Here is an 18,392-nt window from a genome sequence, read left to right as displayed (position 1 = left end):
CTTACTTGACGGCAGCAACGATCTTGGTCGCAGCTTCGGCCATGGTGTCTGCGGCGATGATGGGCAGGCCGGATTCGGCCAGCATCTTCTTGCCCAGCTCTTCGTTGGTGCCCTTCATGCGCACGACCAGCGGCACGTTCAGGTTCACGGCCTTGCAGGCGGTGATGACGCCGGTGGCGATGGTGTCGCACTTCATGATGCCGCCGAAGATGTTGACCAGGATGCCTTCGACCTTGGGGTTCTTCAGCATGATCTTGAAGGCTTCGGTGACCTTCTCGGGGGTGGCACCGCCGCCCACGTCCAGGAAGTTGGCCGGCTCGCCGCCGAACAGCTTGATGGTGTCCATGGTGGCCATGGCCAGGCCGGCGCCGTTCACCAGGCAGCCGATGTTGCCGTCCAGGCTGATGTAGGCCAGGTCGAACTTGGAGGCTTCCACTTCGGCCGGATCTTCTTCGTCCAGGTCGCGGTAGGCCACGATTTCAGGATGGCGGAACAGCGCGTTGGCGTCGAAGTTGAACTTGGCGTCCAGCGCCATCAGGTTGCCCTTGGAGTCGCAGTTCAGCGGGTTGATTTCCACCAGCGAAGCGTCCGTCTCCATGTAGCACTTGTAGATCTTGGCGAAGATGTCCACGGCCTGATCGATGGAAGCGCCGGTCAGGCCGATGGCTGCAGCCACCTTCTTGCTCTGCTCGGCGGTGATACCGGTCAGGGGATCGATCATCTCGGTGATGATCTTCTCGGGCGTGGAGTGCGCCACTTCCTCGATGTCCATGCCGCCTTCGCTGGAAGCGATCAAGGCCACCTTCTGCGTGCCACGGTCGGTCACCAGCGAGACATACAGTTCGTTCTTGATGTCGGCGCCGTCTTCGATGTACAGGCGGCGGACCTTCTGGCCTTCGGGGCCGGTCTGGTGCGTCTTGAGCTGCATGCCCAGGATTTCGCCCGAGATGCGCTTGACGTCGTCGATGGTCTTGGCGACCTTCACGCCGCCGCCCTTGCCACGGCCACCGGCGTGGATCTGGGCCTTGACCACCCACACGGGGCCGCCGAGCTTCTGGGCAGCCTCCACGGCTTCCTGCACCGTGAAAGCAGGGATGCCGCGCGGAACGGGCACACCAAAATTGCGCAAGATTTCCTTGCCTTGGTATTCGTGAATCTTCATGAGGTCTCTCTCAGGGAAGGATGTTGGTAACCCGTTTGCCATGAGCAGATGTCTGGCCGCGGGCGGGTGACATGGCAACCGGCGACTGTATCATGCTGCGATGCACCATCCCCTTGCGGATGTCACGTACCACGGCGGGCCGCCACGGCCATCTTTTGCAGGAGCATTCCATGTCCAAAGTCTTCATCGACGGCGAAGCCGGCACCACGGGCCTGCAGATCCGCGAGCGCCTGCAGGCGATGCCGCAGGTGCAGGTGGTCAGCATCGCGCCCGAGCGGCGCAAGGACCCGGCCGCCAAGCGCGAACTGATCGCCGGCGTGGACCTGGTGATCCTGTGCCTGCACGACGATGCCGCCCGCGAGACCGTGGCCATGGTGGACGAGATCGAAAAGGCCAGTGGCCGCCGCATCAAGGTGATCGACGCCAGCACGGCGCACCGCACGGTGGCGGGCTGGGTGTTCGGCTTTCCCGAACTGGCCGCGGGCCAGAGCGATGCCGTGGCATCGGCCACGCGGGTGGCCAACCCCGGTTGCTATGCCACCGGGGCGATCGCGCTGCTGCGCCCGCTGGTGGAGGCCGGCCTGGTGCCGGTCGATTTCCCGCTGGCCCTGCCTTCGGTGAGCGGTTACTCGGGCGGCGGCCGCACGATGATCGAGGCCTACGAGCAAAACGCCGCCCCGGCCTTCGAACTGTATGCCCTGGGCCTGTCGCACAAGCACCTGCCCGAGATCATGAAGTACACCGGCCTGACCCGCCGGCCGATCTTCGTGCCGGCCGTGGGCAACTTTCAGCAGGGCATGCTGGTGCAACTGCCGCTGCACCTGGACCTGCTGCCCGGCGCGCCCAAGGCGGCCGACCTGCACGACGCCCTGGTCGCGCACTACGCCAAGAGCAACACGCCGGACCAGTGGGTCAAGGTGCTGCCGCCGACGGACGACGGCAAGCTCGACGCCCTGGCGCTCAACGACACCAACCAGCTCGAACTGCGCGTGTTCGCCAATGAAAACTACCGCCACGCGGTGCTGGTGGCCCGCCTGGACAATCTCGGCAAGGGCGCCAGCGGCGCGGCGGTGCAGAACCTGAAGCTGATGCTGGGCCTGTGATGGGCCGTGGCGTGATGGGCGGAGGCGCCGCCACCGCAATGCCGTGCGCCCGGCCTCAGGCCCGCCCCATGCGCTGAAAGAGCCCGCCGGGCAGGCGGGCGACCTGCCCTTCCAGTTCCAGTTCGAGCAACGCGACCTGCAGCGACGCGGCATCCATGCCGGTGCGCGCCACCAGGGCATCGAGGCCCGTCGGGTCGAACCCCAGCGCCTGCAGCAGTGGCGCGTGCCCTCCCGCCGGCAACGCCTCGCTGCTGTCGCCATCTCCCTCGCTGCGCGGCAAGGGCGCCTGCGATGCGGGCGCGGCCCGCGGTGCCTCGGAGGGCGCCAAGCGCAACTCTTCCAGCACGTCCTGTGCGGACTCGACCAGTTTGGCCCCTTGCCGGATCAGCGCATGGCAGCCCCGGGACTGCGGCGCGTGGATGGAGCCGGGAATGGCGAACACCTCCCGCCCCTGCTCGGCGGCCAGTCGGGCGGTGATCAGCGAGCCCGAGGCCAGCGCCGCCTCCACCACCAGCGTGCCTTGCGACAGCCCGGCGATGATGCGGTTGCGCTTGGGGAAATTGCCCGCCAGCGGCGGCGTGCCCAGCGGGTATTCGCTCACCAGCACGCCGTTTTGCGCGATGCGGTGGGCAAGGTCCAGGTTCTTGCGCGGGTAGACGCGGTCCAGCCCGGTGCCCACCACGGCGAGGGTCGCGGGCAGGTCGTCGGCACCGTCCACGCCTCCATCCAGCGCCCCTTCGTGCGCCGCGGCATCCACGCCCAGCGCCAGGCCGGAGACGATGCACAGACGGGCGCTGCGCAGCGCCCGCGCGAACTGCCGTGCATGGTCGGCGCCCTGCGCCGTGGGATTGCGGCTGCCCACGATGGCGATGCAACGCTCGGTCGTCCAGGGTGTCGTCTGCGCCAGGAACCGGGGTGCCCCCATGAGGTAGAGCATGAGGGGCGGGTCTTCGGTGGCCAGCAGGCCCGGCGGATAGGCCGGATCGCCCAGCGTGACGATCTGGCGGGCGGGCTGGCCCGGCGCCGCACCGTTCAGCCACTGCCAGGTGGTCTCGACCAGCGCCTCCAGCGTGGGCGGCACGGTGCCCAGGGCCCGCGCCTGGGCGGGCGTGGCACAGGCCTGCAGCGCCGCTGGCGATGCGGTGAACAGGTTCTGCGGCAGCCCGAACGCGGCCAGCAGCCGGCGCGCGGCCCCATTGCCGACGCCGGGTGTGAGCGCCAGCCGCAGCCAGGCGGCCAATTCGTCCCGATCCATGGAGGTCAAAGCAGGCATCCCGAGGCCAAGGGGCGCCCGCCAAGGCGCCCCTGGAGAGGGCCGCAGGGCTTACTGCGGATTGACGAGGCGGTCGCCTACCCGCACGCCCTGCTGCACCTGCAGCAGCAGCACGTAGGAGACGCGATCGAACGTGCGGAACACCATGCCCACGCCGTTGGCCTCGCTCGGCAGCTTGATCATGGCCTTGTTCTCGTCGGTTTTGTCCTTGATGCGCTCGCCCTTGGTGAGCAGCGTGAGGACATGGCCGGCCTCGATCCCGTCGCGGGTGCCGCGGTTGATGGCGATCACCTGGTTCTGCGCAGCATAGGCCACGGCCGAGCTGCCATACAGCGACACGACGCGCGCATCCACCGGGGCCTGCGGCGCGCGCGGCGTGTAGCTGGCGTAACCGCGCGCGGGGGCGGGCAGCAGGCGGTCGCCGGCGCGCATTTCTTCCTTGGCGCTGCTCAGGTCCACGGTGGCGGGCACCACGTCGAGCGTGACTTCGCCCTTGGGATCGCGCGTTTCCTCGGTGGTCTCGCCGCGCACCAGTTCGGCCTTGCCGACGTACTGGGCTTCGTAGCCCAGGATCTCGCCGGACTCGGGGTCCTTCATGGGGATGGCATTGCGGAACACGCGGTACTGGCGCGGCACGCCGGGCCCCAGGCGCAGCGGATTGCCGGTGGCGCCGCGCACGTAGGCCCGGTCGCCGCTGGCCATGAGCACGCGTTCATCGACGGTGGCGACGATGCGCGGGGCCTGCTGCAGCGTGAGCTCGTCCACCACCAGCGGCTCGACGAGGAACGGCTCGATCAGGTGGGGCTGCAGGGTGGGCAGCGCGGTGCCGGCCAGGCTGTCGGTGCGGGTGCGGGGCGAGACGCGCACCGTGTCATTGGGCACCTGGCCCGACGGGCTGGTGCGCAGGCGGGCATAGCCGTCCACCTTTTCCAGGTACAGCGTCTGGCCGGGGAAGATGAGGTGCGGATTGGGGATGGCCTGCAGGTTCATGCCCCAGAGTTCGGGCCAGCGCCAGGCGCGCTGCAGGTACATGCCCGAGATGCCCCAGAGGGTGTCGCCGCGCTTGACCACATAGGTGTCCGGCGCGTTGGCGGCCAGTTCCGACATCGGCACGCCCCGGGAGGCCACCTGCTGGGCGGTGGCCCGCTGATCGGTGGTGACAGGGTAGTTCTGGGCATGCGCGGGGCCGGTCAGCAGGGCTGCGGCCAGAAAAGCCAGCGCTCCCAGCGCCGTGGGCCGCAAGCCTGTGGATGCCGTCATGTTGTTCCTCTTGTCATGCATTGCGAAACGCCCCTCGCTGGCGCCAGCGCGTGTTTGTCGGTTACAAAACCCGCCGGTTGATACGTTACAAATCTTCTCGGATTCTCAGCCCAAGCCCTTGATTGGGCAACGATTATTGCGGCGGCCGGCGGCTGCCCTCATCAAAAGTGGCGAAAATAGCGACATCTTTCCGGGTTCGCCATGGCCATTCTTCCTATTCTCTGTTACCCCGATCCCCGCCTGCACACGGTGGCCAAGCCGGTCCAGGCCGTGGACGACCGCGTGCGCGCCCTGCTGGACGACATGGCGGCCACGATGTACGACGCCAACGGCATCGGCCTGGCGGCCACGCAGGTGGACGTGCACGAGCGCATCGTGGTCATCGACGTCTCCGAGGACCACGACCAGCCCCAGGTCTTCATCAATCCCGAGATCATCTGGGCCAGCGAGGAAAAGACCGTGGGCGAGGAAGGCTGCCTGTCGGTCCCCGGCATCTACGACGGCGTGGCGCGCTCCACCGCGGTCCACGTGCGGGCGCTGGACGCCCAGGGGCAGTCCCGCGTGGTCGAGGCCGAGGGCCTGCTGGCGGTGTGCATCCAGCACGAGATGGACCACCTGCTGGGCAAGGTGTTCGTCGAGTACCTCTCGCCCCTCAAACGCAACCGCATCAAGACCAAGATGCTCAAGCAGCAACGTGAGGCACGATCATGATCGCCTGGCGCTCCCTTTCCTTTTCCTCCCTGGCGCGCGGCATGGCCGCCATCGGCTTGGCGGCCGCGCTCACCGCGTGCGCGTCGCCCGACTTCGTCAAGCCCGGCGCCTCGCGCGCCGAAGTGCTGCAGAACCTGGGCCCGCCGGTGTCCGTCACGCCGTTGCCCGCTGGCGGCGAGCGGCTGCTGTACACCACCCAGCCCGCGGGCCGGCAGGTGTACCACATGGACTTCGATGCCGGCGGCCGCCTCGTGCGCACCGACCAGGTGCTCACCTTCAACAACCTGGCCGGCATTCCGGCCGGCTGGACGGTGGACGACGTGCGCCGCACCTTCGGCCCGCCGATGCGCGTGGAACAGGTGGCGCGCTTCGACGGCGACATCTGGACCTACCGCTTCCGCGACGACCTGGGCACCCGGCGCTTCGGCCATGTGCACATCGACCCGCGCGGCGTGGTGGTGAAGGTGATGTTCACGGACGAGCCCGATCCCCGCGATCTGCTGGGATTCTGACGCCGCGACCGCCTTCATGAAGATCGTCTTTGCCGGCACGCCCGACTTCGCCCGCGTCGCCCTCCAGCGCCTGCTGGACGCCGGCTTCACCGTCCCCCTCGTCCTGACCCAGCCCGACCGCCCCGCCGGCCGGGGCATGAAGCTGCAGGCCTCGCCCGTCAAGCAGTGCGCGCTGGAGCACGGCATCGCCGTGGCGCAGCCGCGCAGCCTGCGCCTGGACGGCAAGTACCCCGAGGACGCGGCCGCAGCGCGCGATGCGCTGGTCGCCGCCGGGGCCGATGCCATGGTGGTGGCCGCCTACGGGCTGATCCTGCCGCAGTGGGTGCTGGACGGGATGAGCGCCGCCCGGCCGCCCGAAGGCGCGAAGGCCCCCTCGGGGGGCAGCGAACCACGCGCAGCGGGAAGCGTGGGGGTCCGCGGACTGGGTTGCCTGAACATCCACGCCAGCCTGCTGCCGCGCTGGCGCGGCGCCGCGCCCATCCACCGAGCGATCGAGGCGGGCGATGCCGAGACGGGCGTGACCATCATGCAGATGGATGCCGGCCTGGACACGGGCGACATGCTGCTCATCGAAAAGACCGCCATCGGCCCGCACGACACGACGGCCACGCTGCACGACCGGCTGGCCGACCTGGGCGGCCGCATGGTCGTCCAGGCGCTGCAGCGCGCCTCCCGCGGCGGCCTGGCCGCCACGCCCCAGCCCGCCGAGGGCGTGACCTATGCGCACAAGATCGAGAAGGCCGAGAGCGCCATCGACTGGGCCCTGCCCGCCGAGGCGATCGGCCGGCGCATCCGCGCCTTCGACCCGTTTCCCGGCGCATCGACCACGCTGGACGGCGAGGCGATCAAGGTGTGGAGCTACGAAATTGATAGCACGATGCCGGCGGATTCCATGCCTTGCGGGCAGATTCTGTCCGTGAACGATGCCGGCGTGACGGTGGCCTGCGGCCACGGCGCGCTGCGCCTGACCACGCTGCAGCGCGCGGGCGGCAAGCGCCTGCCGGTGGCCGACTTCCTGCGCGGCTTCGCGCTCGCGCCCGGCATGGTGCTGGGGGGCGGCGCGCCGGCCGGGGCGCGGGAATGAGCGCCCGGGGACTGGGCGCGCTCGTCCGGGATCCCGCCTACCGCCAGGGCGTGCTGGACATGTTCGGCACCAGCGTGGGCGTGGGCGCCTGGGGGCTGGTGACCGGCGTGGCCATGGTCAAGAGCGGCATGTCGGTGCCGATGGCGATCTTCATGTCGCTCGCGGTGTACGCGGGCAGCGCGCAGCTCACGGTGATCCCGCTGATGGCCGTCGGCGCGCCGCTGTGGGTGGTGTGGCTCACGGCCTCGTGCGTGAACCTGCGCTTCGTCATCTTCAGCAGCCTATGGCGCAGCTACTTCGCGCACCTGCCGCTGCGCCGGCGCCTGGCGGTGGGGTATTTCAGCGGCGACGTGATCTTCGTCGCCTTCATGAAGCGCTACCCCCAGCCCACGCCACAGCCCGAGCAGGTGCCGTACTTCTGGGGCGCCGCGTCGATCAACTGGCTGTCCTGGCAGGTGCCGTCGATCACAGGCATTTTGCTGGCCAACGTGGTGCCGCTGTCGTGGGGCCTGGGCTTTGCGGGCGTGCTGGCGCTGCTGGGCGTGATGCTGTCCATGCTGTTCGACCGCGCCACCTGGCTGGCCACGGGCGTGGCCATGACGGCGGCCATCGCGGCGTTCGCGCTGCCGCTCAAGCTGAACATCCTGGTGGCGATCGCGGCGGCCGTGGCCGTGGGCCTCATCATCGAGACGGTGGACCGGCACCTTCGAAAGCCCGAGGTGCTGCTGGTGCCGGCCGAGAGCGTGCTGCCCCCCGAGGAGAAAAAGCACGTGCAGGACGGCGACGTGGTGCCGCTGCGCGAGGAGCGCCACCCATGAACTGGTCCTGGGTCGAACCCACCATCGCCATCCTGGGCCTGGCCGCCATCACGGTGGTGTCGCGCGCATTCTTCATGATTCCCGAGCGCGAACTGCCCCTGCCCGACTGGCTCAAGCGCGGCCTCAAGTACGCGCCGCTGGCCGCGCTGGCCTCGGTGATCGCGCCGGAGATCTTCATGGCGCAGGGCGAGCTGATCGGCACGCTGCAGGACGCGCGCCTGCCGTCCGTGCTGTGCGCCGCCGGCTACTACTTCTGGCGCCGCGGCATCCTGGGCACCATCGTCGTGGGCATGGTGGTGTACCTGCCGCTGCACATCGGCCTGGGCTGGTAGCCCACGGGCGGCGCCGGCCGACACGGCCGGGCACGGGGCCGCACCTACAATGCGGCTCAGTTTTCCACCCTCCCCGCGCCGCCCGCCGGCCCCATCGATCCATGCACATCCTTCGCTTTTCCGACCTCTGCGCCCAAGGCCAGGCCCGTGGCCAGCGCGTGTTCATCCGCGCCGACCTGAACGTGCCGCAGGACGACGCCGGCCACATCACCGAGGACACGCGCATCCGCGCCTCGGTGCCCTGCATCCAGATGGCGCTGGACGCCGGCGCCGCCGTCATGGTGACCAGCCACCTGGGCCGCCCGACCGAAGGCACGCTGCAGCCCGCCGACTCGCTCGCCCCCATTGCGAAGCGCCTGGGCGAACTGCTGGGCCACCCTTATGAAAACGGGGTGCCGCTGGTGGCCGACTGGGTGGACGGCGTGCAGGTGCAGCCCGGCCAGGTCGTGCTGCTGGAGAACTGCCGCGTGAACCCCGGCGAGAAGAAGAACGACCCCGCGCTGGCCAGGAAGATGGCCGCGCTCTGCGACATCTACGTGAACGACGCCTTCGGCACCGCGCACCGCGCCGAGGGCACGACCTACGGCATCGCCGAATACGCCAAGACCGCCTGCGCCGGCCCGCTGCTGTCGGCCGAGATCGACGCCATCACCAAGGCCCTGGCGCACCCCGCACGGCCGCTGGCGGCCATCGTGGCGGGCAGCAAGGTCTCGACCAAGCTCACCATCTTGAAGAGCCTGGCCGACAAGGTGGACCAGCTCATCGTGGGCGGCGGCATCGCCAACACCTTCATGCTGGCCGCCGGCCTTCCGATCGGCAAGAGCCTGGCCGAGCCCGACCTGCTGGACCAGGCCCGCGCCGTGATCGACGCCATGAAGGCGCGCGGCGCCGAGGTGCCGATCCCCACCGACGTGGTGGTGGCCAAGACCTTCTCGGCCGACGCACCCGCCACGGTGAAGGCGGCCGCCGACGTGGCCGACGACGACCTGATCCTGGACATCGGCCCCGAGACCGCGAAGAAGCTGGCCGCGCAGCTCAAGCAGGCCGGCACCATCGTGTGGAACGGGCCCGTGGGCGTGTTCGAGTTCGCCGCGTTCGAGAACGGCACCCGGGCCATCGCCCAGGCGATCGCCGAATCGAGCGCGTTCAGCATCGCGGGCGGCGGCGACACGCTGGCGGCGATCGCCAAGTACGGCATCGAGAAGGACGTGGGCTACATCTCCACCGGCGGCGGCGCCTTCCTGGAAGTGCTGGAGGGCAAGACGCTGCCGGCCTTCGAGATCCTGCAAAAGCGCGCCCAGGGCTGAGCCGGCGGCGGGTTCACGCCCGCCGCTCTTTTGCTATTTAATTAATAGCAATATGCCCTAGTGATGATTGTGCTGGAGGCACTTTTCATGCCACACCCGCTGTGGCCGCGGGGCGCTGCGGCCACAGCACCGAGGCGATCGCCAGCACCATCAGCGCCACGGCCGCCCAGTCCTGCCAGTGCAGGCGCTCGCCCAGCCAGACCGCGCCGCTGAACACGCCCAGCACCGGGATCATCATCACGCTCAAGGTGGACGCCACGGGCGGCAGGCCGCGCACCAGGAAGAACCACGCCGGCTGCGCGAAGCCGAGCACCAGCACCGCGTTGAAGGCGATGGCGCCCCAGCCCACGGCGGACGGGGCGTGCCAGCGGTCGTGCTCCAGCAGCAGCGCCAGCAGGCTCAGCACCACGGTGCTCTGCACCGTCATCCAGAACGACAGGGTCAGCACCGGCAGCGGCAGGGTGCTGCGCCGCAGCAGCTGCGTGCCCAGCGCCCAGCAGGCGGCGGCGGTGAGCATCAGCCCGACGCCGACGGGCCGGCCGCCGAGCTGGCTGAGTTCGTGCCACAGCAGCAGGAGCACGCCCCCGGCCGCCGCCGCCACGCCCGCCCAGGCGCGCGGCGCCAGGCGGTGGCCGAAGCACAGCGCGCCCAGCACGGCCGAGAAGATCGGCATGGTGTAGCCCAGGATGGCCGCGCGCCCGCTGGACAGCGACGGAATGGCCGTGATGCTGAAGGCGTGCCACAGCACCATGTTGACAAGCCCCAGGCCCGCCAGCGGCAGCCAGTACCTGCGCGGCACGGCGAACGGGGCCTTGAGCAGCACCAGGGCCAGGGCCAGCACCGGCAGGCCGAGCCACAGCGAGATCGCGCGGAAGGCCAGCGGCGGAAAGCCCGCCACGCCGAGCTTCATGACCGGCCAGTTGAAGCCCCAGATGAGGGTGACGAGGATCAGGGCGACGAGCTGGCGGGGGGACAGGACAGGCATGCGCGGCATTGTGCCGGGACGGACGCGGCGGCGCTCGCGGCGCCACCGGCGGCCCCGCCCCCTAAAATCGCGCCCCATGACCTTCATCGACATGCTGCAGGGCGCGGCCGCGCAGAACGACTCCATGCTGTGCGTGGGCCTGGACCCCGAACCCGACCGGTTTCCCGCAGCGATGCGCGGCGACGCCCGCAAGATCTACGACTTCTGCGCCGCCATCGTCGATGCCACCGCCGACCTGGCCTGCGCCTTCAAGCCGCAGATCGCCTATTTCGCCGCGCACCGCGCCGAAGACCAGCTCGAACGCCTCATGGCCCACATGCGCGCCACCGCGCCGCACGTGCCGGTGGTGCTGGACGCCAAGCGCGGCGACATCGGCTCCACCGCCGGGCAGTACGCCCGCGAGGCCTTCGAGCGCTACGGCGCCGATGCGGTGACGCTCTCGCCCTTCATGGGCTTCGATTCCATCGAGCCCTACCTGGCCTACCACGGCAAGGGCGCCTTCCTGCTGTGCCGCACCTCCAACCCGGGCGGCGACGACCTGCAGAACCAGCGACTGGCCAGCGTGGACGGGCAGCCGCTGCTGTACGAGCACGTCGCGCGCCTCGCCCAGGGCCCGTGGAACACCAACGGCCAGCTGGGCCTGGTGGTGGGCGCCACCTACCCCGCCGAGATCGAGCGCGTGCGCGCCCTGGCGCCCACGTTGCCGCTCTTGATTCCCGGCGTGGGCGCGCAGGGCGGCGATGCGGCGGCCACGGTGCGGGCCGGGCGGCGAGAGGGCGGCCCGATCCTCGTGAACTCGTCCCGCGCGATCCTGTACGCGGCCGATGGCGAGGGCTTCGCCACAGCCGCGCGCGCCGTGGCCCTGGCCACGCGGGACACGTTGAACGCCGCCCGCGCCTGAGCGCCGCGCGCCCCGCCGCCCCTTCGCTCAACCACCGCCGGCCATGCAGCTCAAGTGGCTGGAAGACTTCATCGTGCTGGCGCAGGAGCGCAGCTACACCCGCGCGGCCGAGCTGCGCCACGTGACGCACCCGGCCTTCGGGCGCCGCATCCGCGCGCTGGAGGCCTGGGCCGGCACGCCGCTGGTCGAGCCCGGCAGCGGCCCCGTGCGGCTGACGGCGGCGGGCCAGGTCTTTCTGGACACGGCCGAGCAGATGGCGCGCAACCTCGCGCAGTCGCACGAGGAACTGCGCGCGGTGGCCGGGCGCCAGGCGCGCACCGTCACGCTCACCACGGGCCGCACGCTGGCCCGCACCGTGGTGGCCGACCTGCTGGTGCGGCTGCGCCCGGTGATGAAGGACTGCGAGCTGTGCATCCTCACCCGCGCGCTGGCCGACACCGTGGCCCTGCTGGAGCGCGGCGAGGCGGATTTTTCCATCGCCTACCACCACCCGGCGCTGGCCATCCGGCTGGATGCGCGCCAGTTCTCGCACATCACGCTGGCCTCGGACCGGCTGGTGCCGGTGTCGCGCGCCACGGCACAGGGCGCGGCGCTGCACCCGCTGGCGGGCGCGGGCCCCATTCCCTACCTGGCCTACGCGCGCACGCTGGCGCTGGGCCGGCTGGTGGAGGACCAGCTGGCGCACCACCCGGTCACGCAGCGCCTGCAGCGCACGGTGGAGTGCGACTCGGCCGATGCGCAATACGAATACGTGCACAAGGGCCTGGGCGTGGCCTGGCTGCCGTGGTCCATGGTGCATGCCGACTGCAAGGCCGGCCGGCTGGCCAAGGCGGGCGACCGCAGCATGGAGGCGAAGTTCGACGTGCGGCTGTACCGGCCCAAGCGCCGGCTGAGCACGCAGGCCGAGGCGATCTGGCACGCCATCGCCACGCGGTGACGGCCCGCGCCGTCATCGGGTTCGCCCCCTTGGCGCCCGCGTGCCGAAACAGCACCATGGCGTGCCGACTCGGCACCCCCGCGCCCTGCCTGCCTTCGCACAATCGGCCCACACCCCACCAGGAGACTCCGATGCATGCCCACCCCGCCTTCCGCCGCACGCTTTTGCTGTGCGGCCTCGCCCTGCTGGCCGCCGGCCCCGCCGCCGCGCAGGACAGCTACCCGAGCAAGCCCATCACCATCGTCGTCGGCTACCCGCCCGGCGGCAGCACCGACCTCACCGGGCGCACGGTGGCGCAGGAACTGGGCGCGCGCCTGGGCGTACCGGTCGTGATCGAGAACGTGGGCGGCGCCGGCGGCGCCATCGGCGCGCAGAAGGTGGCCAGCGCCGCGCCGGACGGCTACACGCTGCTCGTGGGCGCGAGCAACGAGATCGCCATCAACAAGCTGGTGACCAAGAAGGTCAAGTACGACGTGAAGGACTTCACCGCCATCGGCGTAATCGCTTCGCAGCCCCTGGTGCTGGTGGCCTCCACCGGCTCGGGCGTGAAGAACGCGGCCGAATTCACGCAGCGCGTGTCCAGGAACCCCGGCAAGTACAGCTACGGCAGCTCGGGCGTGGGCACTTCGCTGCACCTGGCGGGCGAGATGGTCAAGGAGCAGGGCAAGCTGTTCATGACGCACATCCCCTACCGCGGCGTGGCCCCGCTCACCAACGACCTGCTGGGCAACAACCTGGAGTTCGGCGTGTTCGTGCTCTCCAGCGGCCTGCCCCACATCAAGAGCGGCAAGGTCGTCGCGCTGGGCACGACCGAGGCCAAGCGCTCGGCCATCACGCCCGACATTCCCGCGCTGGCCGAGCTGCCGCAGTACAAGAACGTGGACATCGGCGTGTGGTTCGCCCTGATGGGCCCGGCCAAGCTGCCCAAGCCCGTGCACGACAAGCTCAAGAAGGCGCTGAACGAGGCGCTGCAGTCGCCCGACTTCCGCAAGAAAATGGAAGCCTCCGGCTCGACCGTGGCCTCCACCAGCCTGAACGCCGACCAGTTCATCGCCTCGGAAGTGGCCAAATACCAGAAGATCGTCGAATTCGCCAAGATCGAGGAGTGACCTTGATGCCCCGGACCTTCGCACTCACCGCCCCCGACCTCACGCCCTGGCGCGCCGGCAACACCGGCACCGAAGGCGTGTGGCACTTCGATTCCGGCCTGCCCGGCCGCCATGTCCTCATCAGCGCCCTGGTGCACGGCAACGAGCTGTGCGGCGCCTGGGCGCTGCAGGGCCTGCTGGCGGCGGGGCTGCGCCCGCAGCAGGGCGCGCTCACGCTGGCGTTCTGCAACCTGGAGGCCTTCGACCGCTTCGATCCGGCCGACCACGACGCCTCGCGCTTCACCGACCAGGACATGAACCGCCAGTGGACCGACGAGCGCATGGAGGCGGGCGACACGCGCGAGCGCCGCCGCGCCGCCGCGCTGCGGCCCTTCGTGGCGCGCGCCGACTGGCTGCTCGACCTGCATTCGATGCACGAGCCGGGGGCGCCGCTCCTGCTGACCGGCCTGCACCCGCGCAACCTGGAGCTGGCCCGCCGCATGGGCGCGCCCGAGCACATCGTGGCCGATGCGGGCCACCAGGACGGCGTGCGCATGCGCGACTACGGGCACTTCGGCCTGCCCGACGCGCAGGCGGGCGACCGCCGCTCGCTGCTGGTGGAATGCGGCTTCCATGGCGCGCTGTCCAGCCGCACCGTGGCCTACGACCAGTGCGTGCGCTTCCTGGCGGCGGCGCAGGTGCTCCACCCCGAGGCGCTGGCCGCGCTGCTGCCCGGCTGGCGCCAGCCCGATGCGCCGCGCCAGTGGGTGCTGGAGGTGACCGGCCCGGTGGTCGCCAAGAGCAGCGCCTTCCGCTTCACGCAGCCGTTCACCGGCCTGGAGGTGATCCCCAAGGCCGGCACGGTGATCGGCGACAACGACGGCGAACCCGTCACCACGCCGTACGACGACTGCGTGCTCGTCATGCCCTCCACGCGCCAGGCGCGGGCGGGGGTGACGGTGGTGCGCTACGCCCGCCGCCGGCCGCTGTAGCGCGCTGAACCGGCGCTGACCCGACACCAGGCCCGGTCAGCGCCGCGCCCAGCGCGGCCCGAGCACCACGCACCCCAGCGCCAGCACCACGCAGGCCACGCCGGCCCACTGCCAGGCGGTGACGACCTCGCCCAGCACCAGCAGCCCGGCGGCCAGCCCCACCACGGGCACGCCCAGGCTGAAGGGCGCCACGCGGTTGGCCGGGTAGCGGGTGAGCAGCCCCGTCCACAGGCCGTAGCCGACGATGGTGGCCACCCAGCCCAGGTAGGCGACCGCGCCCCAGGCCACCGGCGGCAGCGCGGCCCAGGCCTCCCAGTGCAGCCAGCGCCCTGCGTCCGCATCGGTCAGGGCCGACAGCGCCGCGAACGGCAGCACCGGCACCAGGCTGCTCCACACCACGAACGACAGCGGCTTGTAGCCCGGCGATGCCCGCTGCGCCATGCGCGAGACGATGTTGGACACCGCCCAGGACGCGGCCGCGCACAGCGTGAGGCAGATGCCCACCATCGTCGCCCCGCCCACGCCCGTGCCGGTGGCCCCCGGCCCGATGAAGTTCATGGCGAAGCATCCGAGGCCCACCGCCGCGATCGCCATGCCCACCACCAGCGGCCGCCCGGGCCGCTCGCGCAGGATGCCGAACGCGAACAGCGCGGTGAAGAACACCTGCGTCTGCATGAGCACGCTGGCCAGCGCCGCCGTCATGCCCAGCTTCAGGGCGAAAAAGCCGAAGCCGAACTGCCCCACGCCCTGGAACAGCCCGAACAGCAGCACCCAGCGCCAGTGCATGCGCGGCGGCTTGAGGAAGAACACCAGCGGCAGCGCGGCGAACAGGTAGCGCACGGCCCCGAGCTGGAACGGCGTGAAGTAGCGCAGGCCCCACTTCATCGCCACGAAATTGATCCCCCAGATGACCACCACGGCCATCGCGGCCAGCACGTCGCGCGTGGCCATGGCATCGCCGACCGGCGCCCGGGCCACCGCGCTCATGCGGCCCCCCTGCGGCCCGGCTGGCGGGTGGGGCGGTGCCGCCCAGGGCGCCGCGGCGCGGCGAAGGTGGAGAAAAACGCGGGGCTGGGCATGCGGCGGTTCGCCGGCAGGCCGGCGCAGAAAAAGGGGGCGGGGGAAGGGGGAGGGGGCGAAGCGGTCGATTATTCCGCACGGCCCCGATTGGCGTGTGGCCGCACGGGACAGCGTGGCCTGCGCGGCACCGCCTGCGGCACTCGCTCCCGCTGGCCGCTCAGAGGCTGCGCTGGTTCACGCGCTGAGACAGGGCCTGCGCGCTTTCCCGGCGCTCGCTGTAGCGGTCCACCAGGTAGGCCGCGCCGCCGCGCGTGAGCAGGGTGAACTTCACCAGCTCTTCCATCACATCCACCACGCGTTCGTAGTAGCTCGACGGCTTCATGCGGCCGGCCTCGTCGAATTCGAGGAACGCCTTCGCCACGGAGGACTGGTTGGGGATGGTGACCATGCGCATCCAGCGGCCCAGCACCCGCATCTGGTTGACGGCATTGAAGGACTGCGAGCCGCCCGAGACCTCCATCACCGCCAGCGTCTTGCCCTGAGTGGGGCGCACCGCGCCGACCGACAGCGGAATCCAGTCGATCTGCATCTTGAGGATGCCGGTCATCGCGCCATGGCGCTCGGGGGACGTCCAGACCATGCCTTCCGCCCATTGGGCGAGCGTGCGCAGCTCGGCCACCTTGGGGTGATCGTCGGGCGCCGCGTCCGGCATCGGCAGGCCGCGCGGATCGAAGATGCGCGCCTCGGCGCCCAGGGCCCGCAGCAGCCGCGCCGCCTCTTCGGTCAGCAGCCGGCTGTAGGACCGCTCGCGCACCGAGCCGTACAGCAGCAGGATGCGTGGGGCATGGGTGGCGCGCTGCGCGGGGAACAGCCGCTCGGGATCGACCGGGTGCAGCAGCGCGGCGTCAACGTTCGGAAGATCAGGACTCATACCACCCTCTGGACGCGTTCACGGCCCGAACCACCAGCAGCATCACCGGCACCTCGATGAGCACCCCCACCACGGTGGCGAGCGCCGCCCCCGAGTGAAAGCCGAACAGGCCGATGGCAGTGGCCACGGCCAGCTCGAAGAAGTTGGACGCGCCGATCAAGGCCGACGGGCCGGCGATGGCGTGCGTTTCGCCGGCCGCCCGGTTGAGCCCGTAGGCCAGCGCCGAGTTGAACAGCACCTGGATCAGGATCGGCACGGCCAGCAGCGCGATCACGAGCGGCTGCGCCAGGATCGCCTCGCCCTGGAAGGCGAACAGCAGCACCAGCGTGAGCAGCAGGGCCGCGATGGACCACGGCCCGATGCGCTGCAGCGCCGCCTCGAACACGGCCGGCCCGCGCGCCAGCAAGGCCCGGCGCCCCCACTGGGCCAGCGCCACCGGAATGATGATGTACAGGACCACCGAGGCCAGCAAGGTGTCCCACGGCACGGCGATGGCCGACAGCCCCACCAGGAAGGCCACCAGCGGCGCGAAGGCCACGACCATGATGCTGTCGTTCAGCGCGACCTGCGACAGCGTGAACAGCGGATCGCCGCCGGCCAGGCGGCTCCACACGAACACCATGGCCGTGCAGGGCGCCGCGGCCAGCAGGATCAGCCCCGCGATGTAGCTGTCGATCTGGTCCGCCGGCAGGTGGGGCGCAAACCACTGTCGAATGAACAGCCACCCCAGGAAGGCCATGGAAAACGGCTTGACCAGCCAGTTCACGAACAGGGTGATGCCCATGCCGCGCAGGTGGCGGCGCACCTCGCCCAGGGCCGCGAAGTCCACCTTGAGCAGCATTGGAACGACCATCACCCAGATCAGCAGCCCGACCGGCAGGTTCACCTGGGCGACTTCCCAGCCGCCCAGGGTGCGGGCCGCACCGGGAAAGGCCTGGCCCAGGCCGATGCCCGCCACGATGCACAGGGCCACCCAGACCGTGAGGTAGCGCTCGAACGCGCCCATGCCGGATTTCTGCATGGCGTCCTCAATCGGTGGCCAGCTGCCGGACGCTGGCTTGCAGCACGGCGCGGTCCAGCCGGTCCGGCGGCAGGGCGACCAGCCGCTCCAGCTGCCGCTTCATGGCGTGCAGCGTGTTGCGGAACGCGCCCAGCTTCTCGGCATCGGTGCCGCCACCTTCACTGGGATCGGCATGGCACCAGTGGGCCGTGGCCGGGTGCCCCGGCCAGATCGGGCACACCTCGCCGGCCGCGCTGTCGCAGACGGTGATGGCCAGGTCCATGGCAGGCGCCCCCGGCGCGGCGAATTCATCCCAGCTTTTGCTGCGCAGGCCGTCGGTCGCAATGCCTGCGCTGCGCAGCACCTGGATACCCAGCGGATTGGGCCGCTGGTGGGAGCGCGGGTGGCTGCCGGCTGAATAGGCATGGAAGCGGCCCTGGCCCAGGTCGTTGAGCAGGGCCTCGGCCAGGATGCTGCGGGCCGCGTTGTGGGTGCAGAGAAAGAGGACGTTGAGGGCGCGTGGGGTGTGGCTCATGGAGGGCTCCGGATGGCCGGCAGTGCGATGGGGCGAAAGGGCTCGAAGTGGCTGAAGGCCGCGCGTGGCCGGCATGGCTAGCACGGGCATGCGTTGGCGCCGGTGGGAAGGCACGGCGCGCCCTGGCAGCAGTTTTCGGTGAGATAGGCCAGCAGCGCGTTCATGGCGGGGTAGGCGGCGCGGTAGATCAGGTTGCGGCCCTGGCGCTCCTGGCTGATAAGGCCTGCATGCGTCAGCTCCTTGAGGTGGAACGACAGGGTGTTGGGCGCGATCTCCAGGCGCTCGGCCAGGGCGCCGGGCGTGAGGCCGTCCTCGCCCGCCACCACCAGCGCCCGAAAGACACGCAGGCGCACGGCCTGCGCCAGGGCAGCCAGGGCTTGGACCACATCGGATTCATTCATGATTCGACTATACAACAATCATTGAATTATCAAAACGGAA

Annotated in this window: 20 protein-coding genes; 11 read left to right on the top strand and 9 right to left on the bottom strand. The window is 70.4% G+C overall.

Going from position 1 to position 18,392, the window contains the following annotated elements; all coding sequences use genetic code 11:
• Position 1: 1 nt before the first annotated feature.
• Complete coding sequence (gene sucC, locus AVME950_RS16350; protein ID WP_272566514.1) at positions 2-1,162, bottom strand: ADP-forming succinate--CoA ligase subunit beta; 1,161 nt, start codon at positions 1,160-1,162, stop codon at positions 2-4.
• Positions 1,163-1,332: 170 nt separating this feature from the next.
• Between sucC and argC the strand changes: the two genes are divergently transcribed.
• Complete coding sequence (gene argC / locus AVME950_RS16345) at positions 1,333-2,265, top strand: N-acetyl-gamma-glutamyl-phosphate reductase (RefSeq protein WP_284430613.1); 933 nt, start codon at positions 1,333-1,335, stop codon at positions 2,263-2,265.
• Positions 2,266-2,320: 55 nt separating this feature from the next.
• On the opposite strand, the gene dprA is transcribed toward argC, so the two are convergent.
• Together dprA and AVME950_RS16335 are read right to left on the bottom strand one after the other, a co-directional pair.
• On the bottom strand, positions 2,321-3,520 hold the full coding sequence (dprA, locus tag AVME950_RS16340) for a DNA-processing protein DprA (RefSeq protein ID WP_284430719.1): 1,200 nt from the start codon (positions 3,518-3,520) through the stop codon (positions 2,321-2,323).
• A gap of 69 nt (positions 3,521-3,589) precedes the next feature.
• Positions 3,590-4,798: a LysM peptidoglycan-binding domain-containing protein gene (locus AVME950_RS16335; RefSeq protein WP_272566511.1), complete on the bottom strand. Its 1,209-nt coding sequence runs from the start codon at positions 4,796-4,798 to the stop codon at positions 3,590-3,592.
• A gap of 201 nt (positions 4,799-4,999) precedes the next feature.
• Between AVME950_RS16335 and def the strand changes: the two genes are divergently transcribed.
• The 6 genes from def (at position 5,000) to AVME950_RS16305 (ending at position 9,562) form a co-directional block, all read left to right on the top strand.
• Positions 5,000-5,509, top strand: coding sequence for a peptide deformylase (gene def / locus AVME950_RS16330; protein ID WP_284406528.1), 510 nt, complete (start codon positions 5,000-5,002; stop codon positions 5,507-5,509).
• On the top strand, positions 5,506-6,021 hold the full coding sequence (locus tag AVME950_RS16325; RefSeq protein WP_284430612.1) for a hypothetical protein: 516 nt from the start codon (positions 5,506-5,508) through the stop codon (positions 6,019-6,021). The genes def and AVME950_RS16325 overlap by 4 nt, the downstream gene beginning before the upstream one ends.
• A 16-nt stretch (positions 6,022-6,037) precedes the next feature.
• The gene (locus AVME950_RS16320) at positions 6,038-7,105 is read left to right on the top strand and encodes a methionyl-tRNA formyltransferase (protein ID WP_284430611.1); all 1,068 of its coding nucleotides are present in this window, start codon (positions 6,038-6,040) and stop codon (positions 7,103-7,105) included.
• A complete protein-coding gene (locus AVME950_RS16315) occupies positions 7,102-7,923 on the top strand; it encodes an AzlC family ABC transporter permease (RefSeq protein WP_284430610.1) in 822 nt (273 codons plus the stop codon). The genes AVME950_RS16320 and AVME950_RS16315 overlap by 4 nt, the downstream gene beginning before the upstream one ends.
• Positions 7,920-8,255 carry an AzlD domain-containing protein gene (locus AVME950_RS16310; RefSeq protein WP_284406531.1) on the top strand — a complete coding sequence of 112 codons (336 nt, stop codon included), beginning with the start codon at positions 7,920-7,922 and terminating at the stop codon, positions 8,253-8,255. Before AVME950_RS16315 ends, AVME950_RS16310 begins: the two co-directional genes overlap by 4 nt.
• A 101-nt stretch (positions 8,256-8,356) precedes the next feature.
• The gene (locus AVME950_RS16305; protein ID WP_284430609.1) at positions 8,357-9,562 is read left to right on the top strand and encodes a phosphoglycerate kinase; all 1,206 of its coding nucleotides are present in this window, start codon (positions 8,357-8,359) and stop codon (positions 9,560-9,562) included.
• An 85-nt stretch (positions 9,563-9,647) separates the two neighbouring features.
• On the opposite strand, the gene AVME950_RS16300 is transcribed toward AVME950_RS16305, so the two are convergent.
• Positions 9,648-10,547: a DMT family transporter gene (locus tag AVME950_RS16300; protein ID WP_284430608.1), complete on the bottom strand. Its 900-nt coding sequence runs from the start codon at positions 10,545-10,547 to the stop codon at positions 9,648-9,650.
• Between the two features lie 76 nt (positions 10,548-10,623).
• On the opposite strand from AVME950_RS16300, the gene pyrF reads away from it, so the two are divergent.
• From pyrF to AVME950_RS16280, 4 genes are all read left to right on the top strand, one after another.
• The gene (gene pyrF / locus AVME950_RS16295; RefSeq protein ID WP_272566499.1) at positions 10,624-11,448 is read left to right on the top strand and encodes an orotidine-5'-phosphate decarboxylase; all 825 of its coding nucleotides are present in this window, start codon (positions 10,624-10,626) and stop codon (positions 11,446-11,448) included.
• A 43-nt stretch (positions 11,449-11,491) separates the two neighbouring features.
• Positions 11,492-12,385 carry a LysR family transcriptional regulator gene (locus AVME950_RS16290; protein WP_272550340.1) on the top strand — a complete coding sequence of 298 codons (894 nt, stop codon included), beginning with the start codon at positions 11,492-11,494 and terminating at the stop codon, positions 12,383-12,385.
• A 131-nt stretch (positions 12,386-12,516) separates the two neighbouring features.
• Positions 12,517-13,494: a Bug family tripartite tricarboxylate transporter substrate binding protein gene (locus tag AVME950_RS16285; protein ID WP_284406536.1), complete on the top strand. Its 978-nt coding sequence runs from the start codon at positions 12,517-12,519 to the stop codon at positions 13,492-13,494.
• Positions 13,495-13,499: 5 nt separating this feature from the next.
• Entirely contained in the window at positions 13,500-14,465 is a 966-nt protein-coding gene (locus tag AVME950_RS16280) for a M14 family metallopeptidase (RefSeq protein ID WP_284430607.1), read from the top strand.
• A gap of 36 nt (positions 14,466-14,501) precedes the next feature.
• On the opposite strand, the gene AVME950_RS16275 is transcribed toward AVME950_RS16280, so the two are convergent.
• The 5 genes from AVME950_RS16275 to AVME950_RS16255 all read right to left on the bottom strand — a co-directional run bounded on the left by AVME950_RS16275 (position 14,502) and on the right by AVME950_RS16255 (position 18,352).
• Complete coding sequence (locus AVME950_RS16275; RefSeq protein ID WP_284430606.1) at positions 14,502-15,452, bottom strand: EamA family transporter; 951 nt, start codon at positions 15,450-15,452, stop codon at positions 14,502-14,504.
• Between the two features lie 250 nt (positions 15,453-15,702).
• Entirely contained in the window at positions 15,703-16,416 is a 714-nt protein-coding gene (arsH, locus tag AVME950_RS16270) for an arsenical resistance protein ArsH (RefSeq protein ID WP_284430605.1), read from the bottom strand.
• Positions 16,406-17,437 carry an ACR3 family arsenite efflux transporter gene (gene arsB, locus AVME950_RS16265; protein WP_284430604.1) on the bottom strand — a complete coding sequence of 344 codons (1,032 nt, stop codon included), beginning with the start codon at positions 17,435-17,437 and terminating at the stop codon, positions 16,406-16,408. The genes arsH and arsB overlap by 11 nt, the downstream gene beginning before the upstream one ends.
• 7 nt (positions 17,438-17,444) lie before the next feature.
• The gene (locus tag AVME950_RS16260; protein ID WP_284430603.1) at positions 17,445-17,951 is read right to left on the bottom strand and encodes an arsenate reductase ArsC; all 507 of its coding nucleotides are present in this window, start codon (positions 17,949-17,951) and stop codon (positions 17,445-17,447) included.
• 77 nt (positions 17,952-18,028) lie between these two features.
• Positions 18,029-18,352 (bottom strand): ArsR/SmtB family transcription factor, encoded by a 324-nt coding sequence (locus AVME950_RS16255; RefSeq protein WP_284424526.1) that lies wholly within the window; start codon positions 18,350-18,352, stop codon positions 18,029-18,031.
• Positions 18,353-18,392 lie beyond the last annotated feature (40 nt).

Source organism: Acidovorax sp. SUPP950, assembly GCF_030158935.1.
GTDB lineage: Bacteria > Pseudomonadota > Gammaproteobacteria > Burkholderiales > Burkholderiaceae_C > Paracidovorax.
Note: the sequence above shows the minus strand (reverse complement) of the source record. Positions and strands in the feature narration are given on the sequence as shown.

What these genes read in the sequence shown, in the direction of transcription:
- sucC (WP_272566514.1), bottom strand. Translation starts at nt 1,162, where the DNA reads ATGAAGATTCACGAATACCAAGGCAAGGAAATCTTGCGCAATTTTGGT.
- argC (WP_284430613.1), top strand. Translation starts at nt 1,333, where the DNA reads ATGTCCAAAGTCTTCATCGACGGCGAAGCCGGCACCACGGGCCTGCAG.
- dprA (WP_284430719.1), bottom strand. Translation starts at nt 3,520, where the DNA reads ATGGATCGGGACGAATTGGCCGCCTGGCTGCGGCTGGCGCTCACACCC.
- AVME950_RS16335 (WP_272566511.1), bottom strand. Translation starts at nt 4,798, where the DNA reads ATGACGGCATCCACAGGCTTGCGGCCCACGGCGCTGGGAGCGCTGGCT.
- def (WP_284406528.1), top strand. Translation starts at nt 5,000, where the DNA reads ATGGCCATTCTTCCTATTCTCTGTTACCCCGATCCCCGCCTGCACACG.
- AVME950_RS16325 (WP_284430612.1), top strand. Translation starts at nt 5,506, where the DNA reads ATGATCGCCTGGCGCTCCCTTTCCTTTTCCTCCCTGGCGCGCGGCATG.
- AVME950_RS16320 (WP_284430611.1), top strand. Translation starts at nt 6,038, where the DNA reads ATGAAGATCGTCTTTGCCGGCACGCCCGACTTCGCCCGCGTCGCCCTC.
- AVME950_RS16315 (WP_284430610.1), top strand. Translation starts at nt 7,102, where the DNA reads ATGAGCGCCCGGGGACTGGGCGCGCTCGTCCGGGATCCCGCCTACCGC.
- AVME950_RS16310 (WP_284406531.1), top strand. Translation starts at nt 7,920, where the DNA reads ATGAACTGGTCCTGGGTCGAACCCACCATCGCCATCCTGGGCCTGGCC.
- AVME950_RS16305 (WP_284430609.1), top strand. Translation starts at nt 8,357, where the DNA reads ATGCACATCCTTCGCTTTTCCGACCTCTGCGCCCAAGGCCAGGCCCGT.
- AVME950_RS16300 (WP_284430608.1), bottom strand. Translation starts at nt 10,547, where the DNA reads ATGCCTGTCCTGTCCCCCCGCCAGCTCGTCGCCCTGATCCTCGTCACC.
- pyrF (WP_272566499.1), top strand. Translation starts at nt 10,624, where the DNA reads ATGACCTTCATCGACATGCTGCAGGGCGCGGCCGCGCAGAACGACTCC.
- AVME950_RS16290 (WP_272550340.1), top strand. Translation starts at nt 11,492, where the DNA reads ATGCAGCTCAAGTGGCTGGAAGACTTCATCGTGCTGGCGCAGGAGCGC.
- AVME950_RS16285 (WP_284406536.1), top strand. Translation starts at nt 12,517, where the DNA reads ATGCATGCCCACCCCGCCTTCCGCCGCACGCTTTTGCTGTGCGGCCTC.
- AVME950_RS16280 (WP_284430607.1), top strand. Translation starts at nt 13,500, where the DNA reads ATGCCCCGGACCTTCGCACTCACCGCCCCCGACCTCACGCCCTGGCGC.
- AVME950_RS16275 (WP_284430606.1), bottom strand. Translation starts at nt 15,452, where the DNA reads ATGAGCGCGGTGGCCCGGGCGCCGGTCGGCGATGCCATGGCCACGCGC.
- arsH (WP_284430605.1), bottom strand. Translation starts at nt 16,416, where the DNA reads ATGAGTCCTGATCTTCCGAACGTTGACGCCGCGCTGCTGCACCCGGTC.
- arsB (WP_284430604.1), bottom strand. Translation starts at nt 17,437, where the DNA reads ATGCAGAAATCCGGCATGGGCGCGTTCGAGCGCTACCTCACGGTCTGG.
- AVME950_RS16260 (WP_284430603.1), bottom strand. Translation starts at nt 17,951, where the DNA reads ATGAGCCACACCCCACGCGCCCTCAACGTCCTCTTTCTCTGCACCCAC.
- AVME950_RS16255 (WP_284424526.1), bottom strand. Translation starts at nt 18,352, where the DNA reads ATGAATGAATCCGATGTGGTCCAAGCCCTGGCTGCCCTGGCGCAGGCC.